Source organism: Thermocoleostomius sinensis A174, from assembly GCF_026802175.1.
GTDB lineage: Bacteria > Cyanobacteriota > Cyanobacteriia > Elainellales > Elainellaceae > Thermocoleostomius > Thermocoleostomius sinensis.
The window spans coordinates 607,995-625,344 of record NZ_CP113797.1 but is presented as its reverse complement, the minus strand read 5'-3'; the positions used below and the strand labels follow the sequence as shown (position 1 = coordinate 625,344).

Genomic DNA, 17,350 nt, shown 5'->3' with positions numbered 1-17,350 from the left:
TCCTTGAACAGACTGCCGTTTGAAATTCCATGACCTTTGGAATCTATATTGCGCGCAAATCACCCATTCATGCGCTTTCTGCCTCAACCAAACTCCTGGGGCTAACGATCGCCAGTGTTTTGGTCTTTTCAGTGTCTCACCTTGTTGCTCTAGGGGGCATGCTACTTATTGGAGTGGGGCTGTTGAGGCTGGCAAGCCTACCACTACAAGCAGTTTGGCAACAGCTACGTCCGGTTATGCCCTTGCTGCTGGCAATTTTGCTCATTCAAGGACTGCTGGATAGCTGGTACACCGGATGGGTTGCATTGCTACGGTTTGCTAGTTTGATCCTGTTAGCCACGATTGTCACATTAACCACTCGCGTTTCTGATTTGATTGAGGTAATCGAACGAGGATTAGAGCCTTTGCAAGGGTTCGGTGTGCGTCCCAAGCAGGTCAGTTTTCTGCTGGCGCTGTCCATCCGCCTCGTGCCGCTGCTGCTGCAACAATTTCAAGAAATTCAGCAAGCCCAACAAGCGCGTGGACTCGATCGCAACGGTCTAGCATTGTTGGTTCCCCTATTGGTTAAAACGCTGCGCATGGCCGATGACCTAAGCGAAGCGCTGGATGCACGAGGGTTTGATGGAGAAGGATGAGGAAGTAGAGAGTGTAAAATTCCCTGCGCTCCTATTTCCTCTACTCTCCACCCCCGTTTCCTAACCCCGATTCCCCGATGTAGTTAACAACACGATGCCTGGTGCCGTTTAGCGCCATCCTAGAAGAAAATACCCTAAAGTACACGTAACGTTGGCAATTCATTTAGTAGGCTTATGGTTCTAGATCAATCGATCGACCCAACTCCGGTGAATGCTCGAAGCAGTGATGTGTTTGATTTGTTCAACTTCAAGCATTATGCCGGACCCAATCCCTATCTAGACCGGGGGGCGTTTGTGTTCGATTTTGCACTCTCAGGCTATGGCGAGCCGTTGCCACTAGAGCGTTACGTTGAGGCGATCGGACACTGTTATCCTCACATTCTGGAGCAGCACCGTGAGCAACACTATGAATCCTTGGCACAGTTAGTCGCTCAAACGGCGATCGAAGTAGGCAAGCTGAATATGAATTTGCATGGCGAGCATTGGGCGGTGCACACCCTCCATCCTTCTGATGATATAGCCGATCGCTCCCATCGCTCCGTGAGTCGAATTGCGATCGAGTCGATTCATGAATCCACCAGTCGAGGGGTAGCATATGCGGTGTGGGATTGGCTGGAATCATTGAATCGGGATGTGCCGTTTCAACTTGAAGCGCAAATTGAACTGCTGCAAACCCGCTTTCGGCGATCGGTCTATGGTGGGCCAACGGTATATGCACTGCTGCGCTCGGCTCATGCCAAAGGGATTCCTGCTTTTTACCTTCCCGACGAGGGACTGATGCAGTATGGCTATGGTCGTAATCAAGTGCGCGGTGTGGCCACTACGTTTAACCGCGATAGCCACCTCGACTCGGACTTCACCACTCGTAAGGACGACTGCAAAGCATTTTTGGCAACGCTGGGATTTCCGGTTCCCAAAGGCGATATTGTCCGAACCTATGATGAAGCGCTGCAAGTGATAGAACAGATTGGCTATCCGGTGGCGGTAAAACCCGTGGTGGGTCACAAAGGTATTGGCGTAACGGCAGATGTGCACACCGATGCAGACCTGGAATTTGCCTTCGATCGCGCCTTGGAAGCGCACCCAGAGGGACAGCCGATTCGGATCATTGTGGAGCAAAGCATCTCAGGATTTGATTTTCGCCTGCTGTGTGTGGATGGCAAGTTCGTGGCGGCCACCGAACGTCGTCCGGCCTCGGTGGTGGGCGATGGCAAATCGACGATCGCGGAATTGATTGAACGGGAAAACGCCAAACCCGAACGCCTGGATACACCCACTTCACCGCTGGGAAAAATCCTCAAGGACGAAGCGATGGAGCGCTATTTGGCGGAGCAGTATCTGTCGCTATCTACAGTGCTTGATCCAGGTGAAGAGATTTATTTACGCAAGGTTGCCAACCTCTCGGCGGGGGGACTCAGCATTGATGCCACCGATCGTGTTCATCCTGATAACATCATCTTGGCGCAGGATGTGGCACAGCATTTTGATCTAGTTTGCCTTGGTATTGATGTATTGACGGCTGATATTGCTCGATCGTGGAAAGACGGTCAGTTTGGCATTGTTGAAATTAATGCGGCTCCGGGGGTGTATATGCACTTGAAGCCCGCTGTAGGCAAAAGTGTCAACGTGACCGATCGCATTCTTGAAACCTTCTTTACTCGCCCTGAAGATGCGCACATTCCCATTCTCAGCTTCAACTATGTCTCGGTACGAGAACTAGAAGAACTCATCGATCAGATCACGATGAAACATCCTACGTGGACGATCGGGGCGGTTTGTCGTGATGCTGTGTTCATTAATCGATCGCAAAAACAAATGGGTGGAGCATACAACACCAAGATTCAAAGCCTGCTGCGCCATCCTAAGCTCGATCTGCTGATCGCCGAATACCGGGAAGATGTGTTGGAACAAGAGGGGTGTTTCTATGACTTCAGCGATATTGTGATTTTGGACGATCCCACCGAAACAGAATGGATGCTGGTGCGGAATCTGCGCCACAACGGTACGGTGGTAATTAAACAAGGAAGAACGATTTCGGTACGCAGTCGAGGCTTGGTCAATCGCTATGAACTAGGTGAAGAGGAACCGTTTAAGCGGGTGTATTGGAAAGAAATTGCCGCTATTTTGTAGGGTTATCTTGCAGGGTTAGGGTTAGATTTCACTCACCCAAGCTTCGATCGCCTCTGGGTGTGTTGGCAAAGCAGCCGTCAACACCTCCGGTTCTGCCTCGGTAATCAGCACATCGTCTTCAATGCGAATGCCGCGCACGTCGGCAAATTCTGCTAGCCGTTCCCAGTTAACCCAATCTCGATAGGTTTCGCGCCGATCGGGGTCTTCTAAAATGGCCGGCACTTGGTAAAAGCCAGGCTCGATCGTCACCACCATGCCGGGACGCAGGGGGCGATGCAGCCGTAGATAACACCAGCCAAATCGATCGCTGCGGTGTCGTCCGGGTTCATAGCCAGCCAGATCGCCTAAATCCTCCATATCGTGCACATCCAGACCCAAAAGATGACCAATGCCGTGCGGAAAAAACAAGGTGTGAGCATCCTGTTCTACTAACTCTTCTGCCCGACCACGCAAAATGCCTACGTCTACTAATCCAGCCGCCATCACCGTAGCCGCCATCTGGTGCAAATCGTAGTACTCGACGCCCGATCGTGCCTTCTCAATACATACATCATGAGCCGCCAGTACAATCTCATAAATCTGCCGTTGCGTCGAGGAGAACTGCCCAGATACGGGCCAGGTGCGTGTCACATCCGCTGCCCAACCTAATTCCGTTTCTGCTCCTACATCTGCCAGCAGCAAATCGCCCGATTGCAGCGGGTTGTGGTAGCGATCGTTGTGCAACACCTCGCCGTGAACGGTGACAATACTGCTGTAGGCGGGCGTCATATTGTGCGAAAGAATTACACTTTCCATTGCGGCCCGGATCTGGGCTTCGGTTTTAGCAGTACGGGTAGCTTGCATTCCCGCTCGATGAGCCGCAACGGTAACTGCCGCTGCTTGGCGCATTTCGCCTATGGCCGCGGCGTCATGAGTTAGCCTCAGTGAGACGATCGCCCTAGCTAATTCCTGATCCATACCTTGCAACGCATTGGCAGGTGTAATCATGCGGTTTAACAGTTGCGATTGCTGCAACCGAGTCGCCGCATCTTGCACAGGAATGGTGGCTACCCCCTCGGCAAACGACTTGAGGCGATAAAGCGGATAGGCGGCCGCTGCCCCAATTTGTTCCGCCACTCGATCACGAGTAAACGACGCCCCATGCCACAGTCGATCGCTGGGTGTCGGGTCATCCATAAACAGTTCCATGCGACCTGCTTCTAGTCGAATCACCACATTGTCTAGCGGCAGCCCGGCAAAATACAAAAAGTGGCTACTGGCACGAAAGGGATAGGTATTCGCTGGAAAGTTACGGGCACTGCTGCGACCCGACCACAGTAACACGGGCGCATCCATTTGTTCTGCCAAGCGTTGGCGGCGTTGTTGCAAAGCTTGTGCCAGAGATTGCTCATTAGAGGGCACAGTGGATAGAAAAACCCGATCGCAAGAAAGAGGGGGAGATTGCATAATTCACTGCCAGCAACTGGAACTATTCTTTATCCTAGATGAATCACGGGCAAGCAATCGGTCAGCATCATCTTGTGATCACATTCCGTTTCTAAGCTAGCCCACAGTGTTTCACACACACATTAGGACTAAATCATCCGAAATCGCTGGATTCAGTAACGGTCTCTCTGAGTTGTATTCCTATTTCTTGTTCGACAGAACCGTTTATGCTAGAGAAACTAAAGAGCAGATCTGTAATCTAATGCCGTTCCATGAGGTACAAATGTTAGCTATCTTGCGCTTTTCAATTAAGACTATTTTGTTTACCTAACTTCGATCGTTTAGTAACTGTATGACTTCAACTCCACCCCAATCGACAGCTTCCCGTACCGAGTTGCGTGCTCTGGTGCGATCGCAGCTTCAAGCCCTGCTGGATCAAAATAATTTGCAGGGAGCCAAAACTCTGCTGGTTCCGGTTCCGCCTGTAGACATTGCCGAAGCCATCAGCGAACTGCCTGAAGAACAGCGGGCCATTGCCTTTCGGTTGCTGTCTAAAGATGAAGCGATCGAAGTCTTTGAATATTTAGACTCTGACATTCAACAAGATTTGATTGCTGAATTCAAACGCCAAGAATTTTTGGATGTCGTCGATCGGATGTCTCCCGACGATCGAGCCAGGCTGTTTGATGAATTACCTGCCAAAATAGTTCGTCGCTTGCTTGATCAACTAAGTCCAGAGGAACGCAACGCTACAGCGTTGTTGTTGGGATATAAACCCGACACGGCTGGACGGATCATGACACCAGAGTATGTGTCATTGCGGGAGTCCTGGACGATTGAACAAGCACTGGAGCAGTTACGTAGACTGGCAAACGATCGTGAAACCATTTACTACTTATATGTGATTGACGATGGGCGCTACCTTAGAGGCGTTCTGTCGCTAAAAGACTTAGTCTTGGCATCACCCGACCAACGAATTGGTGATGTAATGAGTCGTGATATTATCTCAGTCCGTACTGATACTGATCAAGAAGAAGTTGCTCGAATCATTCAACGCTATGACTTTTTAGCAGTTCCTGTTGTGGACATTGAAGGCCGTTTAGTGGGAATTATTACGGTTGATGATATTCTCGACGTGGTTCAACAAGAAACTACCGAGGATATCTATACCTTAGGTGGTGTTCAAGCGGGTGAAGAAAGTTATTTTCGCACCAATTTGTTCACAGTTGCACGAAAGCGAGTCGTCTGGCTACTGATTTTATTAGTTACCAATACAGGCACGAGTGCAGTCATTCAAAGTCAAGAAGATTTGCTAGAACAAGTTGTGGCATTAGCTGCCTTTATTCCCTTGTTGATTGATACGGGTGGTAATGTTGGCGCACAGTCATCAACTGTAGTGATTCGCGGATTAAACACCGATGAAGTTGAAATGGGCAGATCGCTACGCATTATTCAACGCGAGGCGGTTGCCGGGCTGCTTTTGGGCATCATGCTGGCGATTGTGGTCACGCTGTGGGCGTTTCTATTACAGCGCAACTGGGGGGTGGCTATGTCGGTGGGCATCAGTCTGCTGGCTATTTCTCTACTAGCATCAGTGGCAGGTTCTGCATTACCATTTCTGTTCAAAGCCCTGAAGTTTGATCCGGCTTTGATGTCGGCTCCGTTCATCACAACGGTGGTAGATGTTTTAGGCGTGCTTATTTACCTGTTGGTTGCTCGATGGATTTTGCAACTTTAGCTTACCTTACTCTAAGAAATTCAGTACGGTAAAAACAATATATCGAATGGCTCAGAGGCAGAGGAAGCAGGGGACTGTTTAGGCGTGACCGTACTGGTTTGAGGCAAAATGAGTGATGTTTGGCGCTGATGATCGGTAGTCTGTTCCAGATCAAATACTTGTGCTTCCAAAGCAACCAGCCGATCGAGAATTTGTTGCTGCCGCCGCTCGATCCGCTCAAGTTCTTGGTGTAAACGTTTCTTCTCAATCATTAACTTATAGCAATCTAGAAAAGCCGCTGCCTCCGATTTCGCTCGGGGAATCGCGCTGAGTTTAGGATCAATTCGCCTATAGCTTGGATGTCGGTACATAAGAAACTTACCAGTTGCGGGGCGCTCTTGCCGCCTGTGTAGGTAGTATGCCCCAATCGATCTCTGCAAAAGACACAGAAAGTTGCATCAGTGCAAGAATTCGGATGTTGCTAGAAGGAGTCCGAAGCGCCGCCTTGCAATCTTTACTAAAAAATCTCCACTCCGTGTCATCAGCTACAGTTCGTGTCACTTTGGTGAACCAACAATAGAGGGCTATGGAAACACAAAATTTCTGATGAACGAACCAACATCGAATGGGTCTGCCAATTTCCTCAGCTATATGAAGCCCCGAATTATTGTTTGCGGTTTGGGTCGTACTGGCTACAAGGTTTACAGCTTGCTGAAGTTGCAAGGAGCTACGGTCATTGGCATTAACGATCGTCCGCTTCCTCATCTTGAAGCTGATATAGCGGCGAATACGGTTTTGATTGGCGACTTTTGTTCTGCCCCCATTCTACTAGCAGCGGGCATTCGAGACGCTCAAACCCTTGTCCTTGCATCTAATAATGATGCAGTGAATTTAGCCGCGTTGACACAGGCACGTGTACTCAATCCCCACATTCGCATCATCAATCGGCTTTTTAATGACAGTTTGGGCGATCGGCTCGATCACATTTTGCCGGGCCATTTTTCGATGAGTGTAGCAGCGTTGTCGGCTCCAGTGTTTGCGTTTGCAGCGCTCGGCAATCGAGCGATCGGGCAGTTGCGGTTATTTAACCAAACTTGGCCCATTCGCGAAGAATATATCGATGAAGATCATCCTTGGTTGGGGCGCAAGCTCAGCGAACTTTGGGAAGAACGATCGCGAATGTTGATTTACTATCTTCCTGCCTACATGCAAATGGACTTGGTGTCGGCTGTGCTCAGCGGTCGTCATTTAGAATATGGCGATCGATTGATTATTGCCACTCAACCGCGAAATCACTCGGCTCGGCGCACCGTCCGACAGCAAATGCTGAACCTTTTGGTAGGATTGCGCTACTTTCAACAGCATATCCGCCCTACTATTCTGGTGACGATCGTTCTCCTGCTGACAATTTTGATTGCTACGGTCACCTACACAGCCGCCAGCGCCCACGTTTCAGTTATAGACGCGCTTTATTTTTCGGTTGGTATGATTACCGGAGCGGGGGGGGGTGAAGAAGTCGCTGAAATGGCTCCGGCTGATATCAAAGTGTTCACCGTATTGATGATGTTAGTTGGAGCAGCGGTGATCGGTATTTTTTATGCGCTGCTGAATGATTTGATTTTGGGAACCCGCTTTCAAGAATTTTGGAATACTGCTCGCGTTCCTCATCGTAATCACTACATTATTTGTGGACTGGGAGGCGTAGGTGTTCAAGTTTTGCAGCAGCTTCATGCAAATGGCTGCGAAATTGTGGTGATCGAACATGATCCCAACAATCGCTTTTTGAATGTGGCGCGAGCCTTGAAAGTGCCTGTAATTATTGGCGATGCGAAAGTGGCTACAACCTTGCAAACTGCCCGCGTCGGTGGAGCCGCCGCTTTGTTATCAGTGACAAGCGATGATGTCATCAACCTAGAGATCGCTTTGTCTGTCAAAGGGCTAGCGCCTAGAATCCCCGTCATTGTCCGCAGTCAAGATCCGCAGTTTGCCAATCTTGCTCAGCAGGTTTTTGACTTTGAAGCCGTCCTCAGTCCGGTTGAGTTGGCGGCTCCTTCGTTCGCAGCGGCGGCATTAGGAGGACGAGTGCTGGGAAATGGAATGACAGCCGATATTTTATGGGTAGCGTTGTCTACCTTAATTACCCCGGCGCATCCGTTCTGCGGCAAGCGCATTCAAGACGTAGCGATCGATACAGATCTAGTTCCGCTTTACCTAGAAACTAAACGGCAAACCACCCATGGCTGGAATTTGTTGGAAGTTGAACTCACGCCAGGGGACGTATTGTACTTAACCATGCCCGCTACCCATTTAGAGCAATTGTGGCGAACCCAGGGCGCAACCCTGCCGGTGCAGATGAGCTAAAGGGGCTGGGGGATTGGGGGTAGGCGAAAAGAAATGTGGTTTAACCAGCATCCCAACGATTGCAGTTGCTGCCCCAATTACCCCAACGCGGTCAGGGTAGTGGCGGGGGCGATCGGCTGCCATCCTACACCCGGGGCATTAAGTAAGGTATCGGTTATTACCTGTGTTCCATTCATGATGTACAGCTTTGTTAGGTTGCTAGTGCTGTGATGCCATAGAATATCAGCCTTGCCATCCCCGTTGAAGTCTGCAATTACTGCCCGATAGCCTGCTCCTGGTGAGGCGATCGCAGCATTGCCTGATGCGTCCACACTGCCTCCTACCATGAGAAAGATCCTTGCGGTTCCGGTTGTTTCGTCATACCACAGCAGATCGGATGTGCCGTCCCCACTAAAATCGCCCGTACCAGCGACCCCAAACCCGACTCCTATCGACAACATGGGCGTTGAGGTGGCAGTAGTGCCGTCCATGCGAAACACCCGGTTTTCCCCCGTACTAGCATTGCGCCACAGAATATCAGCCTTGCCATCCCCATTGAAGTCGGCCACAGCCGCGACCGTATGGCTGCTATCCATTGCCAACAGTTTGGCATTTGTGGCAACGGTACTGCCGTTCATTAGAAACATCCGGTTTTGCCCAGTACTGGAATCACGCCACAGCACATCATCCTTGTTGTCGCCATTGAAATCGGCGATCGCCTGCACCCGCCAACTGGTTGGCGTACTGAGTATCTTGACATTGCTCACCGTGGTGCTGCCATTCATTAGAAATACACGGTTACTGCCGTCATTCCCCTGCCAGAGGATGTCGCTTTTGCCATCCCCGTTAAAATCCCCCGTGCCTGTCATCTGGAAGCTTGAAGGCATCGTCAGCACCTTAGTATTGACATAGGCAGTAGAGCCATCCATTAAGAACAGGCGATTTGCTCCCGTGTTAGGATTATGCCAAAAAATATCGCTTTTACCATCGCCATTGAAGTCGGCCACGGTGGGTCGAAAGGTAGTGGCAACATCAAGCGATTGGGCGTGGGCAATTCTCTCAGGACCATTCATTGTGAACAGGCGCGTTTGTGTTTGCGTAGAATGCCGCCAGAGGATATCCGCGTTGCCATCGCGATTAAAATCGGAAGGTGTCACAGGAGCATTAGAGATCGGAGTCGTATTTCTGTACAGCTTGGTGAAAAAGTTTCCACCTCTGAACCCCGTTAACAGCAGATCGGGTTTGCTGTCGCCGTTGTAATATCCCCAAGCAACGGAACTGTGCCGAACTCGTGCCAGCCGAACACTAGTGTCTTCAATAAAACTCGTGCCTGTGTTGCGGTACAGTTTGCTGATTACGGCTTGTCCGTCATAGCCTGTCAACAGTAGATCCAAGCGCCCATCGCCATCATAATCTTTCCAGGACACCGAACTGTCGCGAACGCCTGGCAACGATGTACTAGTATCTTCAACAAAGCCATTATCGGTTTGGTAGTAAAGCTTGGTGACAATCGAGCTTCCAGACTTGCCCGTGAGAATGAAGTCTAGCTTGCCATCACCGGTATAGTCTCCCCATGCGATGGCTCCATGTTCAACGCCGGACAAGGTTGTGTCAGGGTCTTCTATAAAACTAGAACCAGTATTACGATACAGCTTGCTGATTGGCCCATTGGCTGTGTTGCCTGTGAGGATGAAGTCTAATTTGCCATCGCTGTTGTAATCTGCCCAGGCTACCGCGCTGTTGCTAACTTTTGGTAGGCGGATGCTGGTGTCTTCGGCCAGTCCCCGGCCTGTGTTGCGAAAGAGCTTGCTGATGCGCCCTCCTGAACTATTGCCTGTGAGCAACAAATCCGGTCGATCGTCATTGTTATAGTCTGCCCAGGCCACCGCGCCCCGGAAAATGCCTGGCAAGGTGATATTTGTATCTTCGGTAAATCCTGACTCTGTTTGATAATACAGCTTGCTAATATAACCCAGTCCATCGCCGCGATCGCCCGTCATGATGAAATCGAGGCGTCCATCCCCGTTGTAGTCTGCCCAGGCCACAGCACTGTTGTTGACTCCCAGCAAGGAAGTGTTGACCTCCACAAAGCCATTGCCTGTATTGCGGTAAAGTCGGCTAACATAGCCTTCTGCGGTTTCGCCCGTTATCAGAAAATCAGCTAACCCATCGCGATCGAAATCTCGCCAGGCAACGGCTCCATATCCCACCTGCGGCAACAAGCCACTGATTGGATCTTCGATCAACGATGGGCCAGGCGGCATTAACTGTCCAGCATACTGCTGCTGCATCGATGCACTGAGAGGCACACTGGCTTCAACGTTGCCTACTTGGGTATCCAATGTCCAATTACCTGCCCCTATCACCTGACTGGCTGCGGCGATGTTGGCTCCTGTGACGTGATGTAACCGTTGAACAAACTGTGCTCCTACCGCTCCCTTTCCCACTTGACAACCATACAGCAGTAACGACGGTGCGCGATGCTTGGCTTTCTGCTGCCCCAACCACTGCCGCACCCACACCGCCGCCCGATCGAGCGTGTTACCCGTCAACTGGGCATTGCCTAGAAAAAGGCAGCCAGGTGCACCATGACAAAACAGATGTAGAACCGAGACTGTGCGATCGGCTAGCAAGCGAGCGAGATGCGTAATACCGTTTTGGTGAGGATGGAGAACAATAACCTCATGGTGAGAGGCCAAGTCGTTGATTAGACTAGGGTAGTCTGGGAGAGCGGCATCAACCACCACGATTGAGGAAGACTGGCTTGAATCAAGTAGGGAAGTAGAAGCAAGAGTTCTCATAAAATTTCACGCAACCGTCAGAGGAATCAGCAATAACAACAACTGCAAAGAGAGGTTTGCTTCCCATGCAAAAATGGTTGCTACACATCGCTCATTGATCTCTGCCTCACGATCGCCCAGAGAAGTCATACTAATTTAAATTGAGAACGTGGCAGATCGGGTAAGGGCGATTCGCGAATCTCACTCATGAGCGGTTCATCTGTCGCAGAGATGGTTTAAAGCGGTATCAGAAGCCTGGATGGATAGCAACAAAAGAAGGTGGGAATAAACAAACGAGAGTCACCAAACGCTTCAGCCAATGAGAAAAGCGCGGGATGGCAATGCTATTGTTAAAGATTCCCCATCGACTGCGGAAACAATCGAAGTTTGCTTAAACTTTAAACTTCAGCTTAAAAATAAAAATTTCGGCGTGGCTGAATTCAAGTTGGTCTTCAACACCTGTGTGTTTAAGTGCTAGCCACCAAGCTTGTTGAGTCTCGAATGTGTTCCAGAGTCAGAACCCCAACGGTTGCGCCATTATCTTGCACGGCCAGCCGTCCGGCTCCAGTTTTAAGAATCAGCGACAGGGCATCGCGCAGGCTATCATCGCGATCGATTATGGGTTCACCGTTGTGACTGTAATTTTCCGGTGCATTCATCATCGCGGTCTCCACCCGTAGCAAACTGAGTTGTCGCACCATGTCATCGGCTCCTACCAAGTCATGCACGAATTGGCTGGCTGGTTTTGTCAGCACGTTGAAAGGGGTATCGTATTGCACAATCTGCCCATTTTCCATAATCATGAGACGATCGGCTAGCCGCAGCGCCTCTTCTACATCATGGGATACAAACAAGATTGTTTTGTTGAGTTGACGTTGCAGCCGCAGAATTTCGTCTTGTAAGCCCGTACGGGTAATGGCATCGATCGCCCCAAACGGTTCATCCATCAACATCACTTTTGGATCGCCTGCCAAGGCTCTGGCTAAGCCCACCCGTTGTTGTTGCCCACCAGAAAGCTGGGCTGGGTAACGGTGGCGATATTCATTGGGCGGCAGTTTCACCAACGTTAGTAGCTCGTCAATGCGAGACTGTGTACGCGATCGATTCCAGCCCAACAATTTTGGGACAACGCCTACATTTTGCGCCACGGTCATGTGCGGAAACAAACCCGATTGCTGAATCACATAGCCAATTTGCTGCCGCAGTGCTGTTGGTTTAATTTGACGAATGTTGGTATCGCCCAGATAAATTTTACCTTCAGTAGGTTCATAGAGCCGGTTGACCATCTTCAGCAACGTTGTCTTGCCGCAGCCGGAATGTCCCAAAATCACCACTAGCTTGCCCGATTCAATCTCACAACTGCACCGATCGACAGCCGGGCGAGGCGAACCAGGAAAGCGAAGAGAGACGCGATCGAAACGAATAGTGCTCACAGGGACGCTCCAAAACTAGAAATGGAGAGGAGTGACAGCAGTCGGGCCGCCAAACCGATCAAGTTGGCCAGCAAACAACTTAGATAATCAACGCAGTTCATCGTTCATCTATTGCCGGTGCCCATTACCGATGCACCTTTGATATCAACCCTTCTTGAGTGAGAAATTCTCTAGCCACCTCAGCAGGCTCGCGTTGATTGCCGCTAACTTCATAATTGAGACGCTGCATCGTTTCGTTGGTTAATTTGGGCGCAAGTGCATTTAATGCATCGGCAATACCTGGATTAGCATCCAGTGCTTCCTGTCGCACTACCGGAGCTACTTGATAGGGAGGAAACAACCCTTGATCGTCCTCTAGGACCACTAGATTAAAAGCACTGATTTCGCCATCCGTCCCAAAAGCCACTGCCACATCAGCTTCGCCATCCGTCAACCCTTTATATTTCAAGCCCGGATCAACGGCTTTATAAGCCTTCAAGGTAAAGTCTCCATATTTGGCTTTGATCCCGGGAAGTCCATCCTCTCGGGCTTCAAACTCCGGTGGGCCAATCATGGTTACCTGATCCGCTTTAGCGACCATCTCTGAAATGGATGTAATTCCCAAGCGTTGCGATCCTTCCTGCGTCATGGCTAGGGCTTGGGTATTATTCATAGGAGCGGGATCTAGCCAAACCAGGTTAAATTGCTCCTTGTAGCCCTGAGATACCTGCTCAAATACTGCCTGTTGATCGGTATTGGTTGGCAACTTCAATACCGTCAGAAGCCCCGTCCCCGTATATTCTGGATAGAGATCAATCTCGCCGCTTTCAAGGGAAGCCTGGGCAACGGGTGTACCTCCCAAATTCAGTTTTCGATCGACTTGAAACCCAGCTTGCTCCAACGCCAGAGCATACATTTCACCAATAATGAACTGCTCTGTAAAGTCTTTGGAACCCACTCGAATAGTTGGGTTGGCGCTGTTGGTTCCGCCACCCGCACATGCAATCAACACGCCAGCTGTGAAGATAGCCAGGAGCGGCAAGAGCAATAAACGACGAATTTTTTTCATGACACCGATCGATGGAAAGGTTAGGTGAGGGCTAGAAAATCAACAGTAAAATGGTCATTATCCTGACATCATACCGGACGAAAGCCGGAATCTGCCCAAATTAGGTTTATCCAATGATAGAAACCAAGGTTGCTCTCTAGCTTGTCGTCATTGCACTTCATCGGCAAACGTTGACCAGCGCACAAACTGAAATGGCCCTGCTACTGACCCCCAAACCAATTCATCAGTTTCTGGATCTAAGCCGCGATCCCAACTAATAAATTTTTGGGCATCGATCTCAAATTTGCTGTCAAGGTAGGTGGTTTTTCCTTTCCGCATAACCATACAAGCCTTGCCCGGCTCAACCTGTCCCAGGAAGCTTTGCCCAGTCCACTCTACTAGCATGTTGCAACCTGGCAACTTTTCTAAGTTATCCGCCGTGAGAGTGTGTAGTCGAGGCAAATCGCGAGATGCTCCATAAAACGGCTTTTCATCTTTTAACACATAGTTCTCGATGGCAATGCGATCGCTCTGTTCAATCAGTTTTAGTACCCGCACGCGATAGGGTACATTCAGCATGTAATCATAGGCCTGTTCGACAAAAAAGCTAATTCCCGACAATAGCTCGATTGGCAGTGGGCGCATACAGACACGAATGTGCGCAAAAAAAGGCGGATTTTCAAACGCCTGCTCTTGGTTGCTGAAATCTGCTGCCATCCATTGTCCTAACGTCTTAATGTCGGTAGAGTGGGTCATGATCTGAACTCGGCCTCTTTGGAGCGATTCCAACTATTTTACAGTTTCAAGGATTCGGGTGGATAAGCAGATGAATCAATCTCTCCCCGATTCCCGATTTTCTACTCCCGACTCCCTGTCCCCTTCCCCTATCCTCGATCGCCAATAGGACGGCGTTTGAGGCGTTCGATCGGGTTCATCCACCATTCCAATAGGCTAAAGATTTGGGAAGAGAGCAGGGTGAGGGTGAGGTAGACCAGAGCAACAGCAAAGTAAATCTCGAAGGCTCGAAAGTTTTGGGCAACAACAAGCTGACCGCGCCGAAACAGTTCTTCAAAGCCAATCACCGCTACAAGACTAGTATCTTTGAGCATACTAATGAATTCATTACCCAGAGGCGGAATCATGCGACGGAAAGCTTGTGGAAAGATGATGTAGCGCATGGTTTGAACAGGGTCAAGCCCTAGGGATTCTGAGGCTTCCCGTTGACCTAATTCGATCGATTGAATGCCAGCGCGAACAATTTCGGCAATGTAGGCGGCACTATTTAGACTGAGAGCGATGACCGCGGCTGTCCACTGGTTGAAAGTAAAGGACAATCCCAACGATCGCACCAAGGCGGGAATGCCAAAGTAAATCATGAAAATTTGCACCAACAGCGGCGTACCTCGAAAAAAATCGACATAGATTCTAGCCAAAACCCGAATCAACGGCGATGGAGCCAGTCGAGCAATGCCAATTAGAGAACCCGCTACTAGACCGAAGGCGATGGAAATGGCGGTGAGTTGTAGAGTAATCAATGCGCCTTGCAACAGAGTGGGCAGCGCATTAGCAATGATGTCTAACGCTTGTAGCACGAGTTGAGAATAGGGAGTGGGGGTGGAGAGTCGGGAGTGGGGAGTCGCCGATTACCGATTACTGATTACCTAAATTGGAGCTTGTTCTGGTAATTCAGATGGTTCGCCACTAAACCACTTTTGGTAAATCTCTCTGTACGTACCGTTCTCTAGGAGCGTGGCTAAGCCAGCATTGATCGCTTCTAGGTTAGGCGAGTTTTTGGGTGCTGCAATACCGTAATATTCTTCGGTTAACAATTCTCCAGCGACTTTAATACCCGAGGCACTACCGGATTTAATCGCGTAAAGAATCACCGGAGCATCGCCAATTACGGCATCGACATTGCCATTTGCAAGTTCTTGTAGGGCCAGGGGAGTGTTGTCAAACGTACGGACATCAGCGGCGTTGGCCTTATTGGCTTGATCGGCCCCAACAGTGCCAATTTGTACGGCGATACGTTTGCCAGCGAGGGCGTCGTAGGACGTGATATCCGAGTTAGACTCTTGCACAGCGATTGCCTGTCCTGATTTAAAGTAAGGACGAGAAAAATCTACCACTTGGGCCCGTTCGGGCGTGATTGTCATGGTGCTGATGGTGAGATCGACTGTACCTGCTTGCAATGCCGGAATGATGCCATCAAACGGCAGTCCTTGCATGTCTAAGGTTAACCCTTCGGCTTCGGCGATCGCGTTGATTAAATCAATATCAAAACCTTCAAACCCACCACCGCTGGTTGTAGTTTGAAACGGAGGAAAAGTTGGATCAAGCGCCACTCTGAGGGTCGTGTTTCCAGAGGTTTCCCCTGTATCAGCAGGGTTAGGGGTATTTGTAGAGGGGGTACCAGAGCCACAGGCCGCAAAGGTTAGTACGCAAATAAAGCTGAGCAACCCAAGCGCCCACTGGCGTAGAAAGCGAGATCGAGTAATGTGCATCGTTCGATTGATCATTCGATTGATTATGAGTTGATTGTGAACTGGTTAAAGCGGTAACGACGGCTTCTTACTAACTGATTTTACGGATTGTTAATACCATCCTTGATTTGATGAGAGGCTGTTTATTTTAACTGATGTGGGAGGAAGGAGAGAAGCTATTTGATATTTAGGTTAGATAAACACAAAATCGTTGGGAGTGAGCGTACTGGCAGTGATGCCTTCTAGCTCAGCTAGTTTATCGTCCTGAAACCGAATAACCGCTGCGGTACGTCGCTGTGAGAAGGTCAGCCGACTGAAGGTGAGCGTATCCGTAAGACCCAATCGATCTTGCCCTGGTCGAAAATCTACAATCAGGGCAAACCCCTTACCTATTTGCAAACCAAATGTATCTTGATTGCCACCGCCCTGCATTCGATCTTGACCGGCACCGCCCAGCAGCAAATCATCGCCGCGATCGCCGGACAATAAGTCATTGCCGCCCCCCCCTGTCAATGTGTCTTGTCCTGCGCGGCCTTGTAGCGTATCTCTACCATCGCCACCGTCTAAGCGATCGTTGCCAGCATCGCCAATCAGCAAATCATTGCCTTCCTGTCCCAGCAATTCATCGTTGCCTTTGCGTCCTCTGAGGCGATCGGCTCCAGTGCCACCGTCTAAAGTGTCATTACCATTGCCACCTGCCAACTCATCGTCGCCACTATCTCCTTGTATCAAGTCATTACCGCTGCCACCGCTGAGCGTGTCATTGCCTGCATCTCCCCGAAGCGTGTCATCGCCTGCATCTCCCCGAATTTCATCGTTACCGTCGCCACCCCGAAGCGTGTCACTGCCTTTACCACCAAATAATCGATCATTACCGCTGTTGCCTTGAATCTCGTCGTCACCTGCATCGCCACGAATGCGATCGTCGCCACCATCGCCTTGAATCTCATCATTGCCTGCATTGCCATTGATTTCGTCATCGCCACTGTCCCCTCTAATTTCGTCATCACCGCTATCCCCTTGAATTTCATCATTGCCTCGTCCTCCCCGGATGCGATCGTTGCCATCTCCCCCTTCAATTTCATCGTCACCACTTCCACCATCGAGGGTATCGCTAGCACCCCGACCAAAGATTTCGTCATCGCCGCCGCCGCCATTCAGTCGATCGCGCCGATTGGTGCCTCGCAATACCTCATCGGCGCTTGTGCCATTGCGGATAATGCCATCAACCGAGCCTCCCCCCAATAAATCGTCAATGATATTGGCGGTGACAAACTCGGTTTGAGGTGGCACAAAACTATTTAAGTTGGTTGCTTGAGTTGAAGTATCAATCTGGCGCAAAATAGTTCCTCCCGACGCTATGGACTGTCAAGTTAAGTT

The 17,350-nt window shown here is 50.0% G+C and carries 11 protein-coding genes and 1 pseudogene; 4 read left to right on the top strand and 8 right to left on the bottom strand.

The window, feature by feature from the left end; genetic code table 11:
* Positions 1-29 precede the first annotated feature (29 nt).
* Positions 30-635 carry an energy-coupling factor transporter transmembrane component T family protein gene (locus tag OXH18_RS02640; RefSeq protein WP_268610871.1) on the top strand — a complete coding sequence of 202 codons (606 nt, stop codon included), beginning with the start codon at positions 30-32 and terminating at the stop codon, positions 633-635.
* Between the two features lie 174 nt (positions 636-809).
* Complete coding sequence (locus OXH18_RS02635) at positions 810-2,765, top strand: ATP-binding protein (RefSeq protein WP_268610870.1); 1,956 nt, start codon at positions 810-812, stop codon at positions 2,763-2,765.
* 21 nt (positions 2,766-2,786) lie between these two features.
* Here OXH18_RS02635 and OXH18_RS02630 read toward each other — a convergent pair whose 3' ends face one another.
* Positions 2,787-4,100, bottom strand: coding sequence for an aminopeptidase P family protein (locus tag OXH18_RS02630; RefSeq protein WP_315874654.1), 1,314 nt, complete (start codon positions 4,098-4,100; stop codon positions 2,787-2,789).
* Between the two features lie 442 nt (positions 4,101-4,542).
* Here OXH18_RS02630 and mgtE point away from each other — a divergent pair, with 442 nt between their 5' ends.
* Entirely contained in the window at positions 4,543-5,928 is a 1,386-nt protein-coding gene (gene mgtE / locus OXH18_RS02625) for a magnesium transporter (RefSeq protein WP_268610868.1), read from the top strand.
* Positions 5,929-5,948: 20 nt separating this feature from the next.
* Here the strand turns inward: mgtE and OXH18_RS02620 are convergent, their stop codons facing one another.
* Positions 5,949-6,278, bottom strand: a complete 330-nt coding sequence (locus OXH18_RS02620) for a hypothetical protein (protein WP_268610867.1) — start codon at positions 6,276-6,278, stop codon at positions 5,949-5,951.
* 280 nt (positions 6,279-6,558) lie between these two features.
* Between OXH18_RS02620 and OXH18_RS02615 the strand changes: the two genes are divergently transcribed.
* Entirely contained in the window at positions 6,559-8,268 is a 1,710-nt protein-coding gene (locus tag OXH18_RS02615) for a potassium channel family protein (protein WP_315874653.1), read from the top strand.
* A 77-nt stretch (positions 8,269-8,345) separates the two neighbouring features.
* On the opposite strand, the gene OXH18_RS02610 is transcribed toward OXH18_RS02615, so the two are convergent.
* From OXH18_RS02610 to OXH18_RS02580, 6 genes and pseudogenes are all read right to left on the bottom strand, one after another.
* A complete protein-coding gene (locus tag OXH18_RS02610) occupies positions 8,346-11,048 on the bottom strand; it encodes an FG-GAP-like repeat-containing protein (protein ID WP_268610865.1) in 2,703 nt (900 codons plus the stop codon).
* A 446-nt stretch (positions 11,049-11,494) separates the two neighbouring features.
* Positions 11,495-12,460: an ABC transporter ATP-binding protein gene (locus OXH18_RS02605; RefSeq protein WP_268610864.1), complete on the bottom strand. Its 966-nt coding sequence runs from the start codon at positions 12,458-12,460 to the stop codon at positions 11,495-11,497.
* A 124-nt stretch (positions 12,461-12,584) separates the two neighbouring features.
* On the bottom strand, positions 12,585-13,508 hold the full coding sequence (locus OXH18_RS02600) for a glycine betaine ABC transporter substrate-binding protein (RefSeq protein ID WP_268610863.1): 924 nt from the start codon (positions 13,506-13,508) through the stop codon (positions 12,585-12,587).
* A gap of 147 nt (positions 13,509-13,655) precedes the next feature.
* Entirely contained in the window at positions 13,656-14,243 is a 588-nt protein-coding gene (locus OXH18_RS02595) for a chromophore lyase CpcT/CpeT (protein ID WP_268610862.1), read from the bottom strand.
* 128 nt (positions 14,244-14,371) lie between these two features.
* A pseudogene (locus tag OXH18_RS25255) lies at positions 14,372-15,991 on the bottom strand (ABC transporter permease subunit).
* 171 nt (positions 15,992-16,162) lie between these two features.
* Positions 16,163-17,311: a calcium-binding protein gene (locus OXH18_RS02580; protein WP_268610859.1), complete on the bottom strand. Its 1,149-nt coding sequence runs from the start codon at positions 17,309-17,311 to the stop codon at positions 16,163-16,165.
* Between the last annotated feature and the right edge of the window lie 39 nt (positions 17,312-17,350).

Coding starts and splice junctions, on each gene's coding strand:
- OXH18_RS02640 (WP_268610871.1), top strand. CDS start 30: ATGACCTTTGGAATCTATATTGCGCGCAAATCACCCATTCATGCGCTT.
- OXH18_RS02635 (WP_268610870.1), top strand. CDS start 810: ATGGTTCTAGATCAATCGATCGACCCAACTCCGGTGAATGCTCGAAGC.
- OXH18_RS02630 (WP_315874654.1), bottom strand. CDS start 4,100: ATGGATGCGCCCGTGTTACTGTGGTCGGGTCGCAGCAGTGCCCGTAAC.
- mgtE (WP_268610868.1), top strand. CDS start 4,543: ATGACTTCAACTCCACCCCAATCGACAGCTTCCCGTACCGAGTTGCGT.
- OXH18_RS02620 (WP_268610867.1), bottom strand. CDS start 6,278: ATGTACCGACATCCAAGCTATAGGCGAATTGATCCTAAACTCAGCGCG.
- OXH18_RS02615 (WP_315874653.1), top strand. CDS start 6,559: ATGAAGCCCCGAATTATTGTTTGCGGTTTGGGTCGTACTGGCTACAAG.
- OXH18_RS02610 (WP_268610865.1), bottom strand. CDS start 11,048: ATGAGAACTCTTGCTTCTACTTCCCTACTTGATTCAAGCCAGTCTTCC.
- OXH18_RS02600 (WP_268610863.1), bottom strand. CDS start 13,508: ATGAAAAAAATTCGTCGTTTATTGCTCTTGCCGCTCCTGGCTATCTTC.
- OXH18_RS02595 (WP_268610862.1), bottom strand. CDS start 14,243: ATGACCCACTCTACCGACATTAAGACGTTAGGACAATGGATGGCAGCA.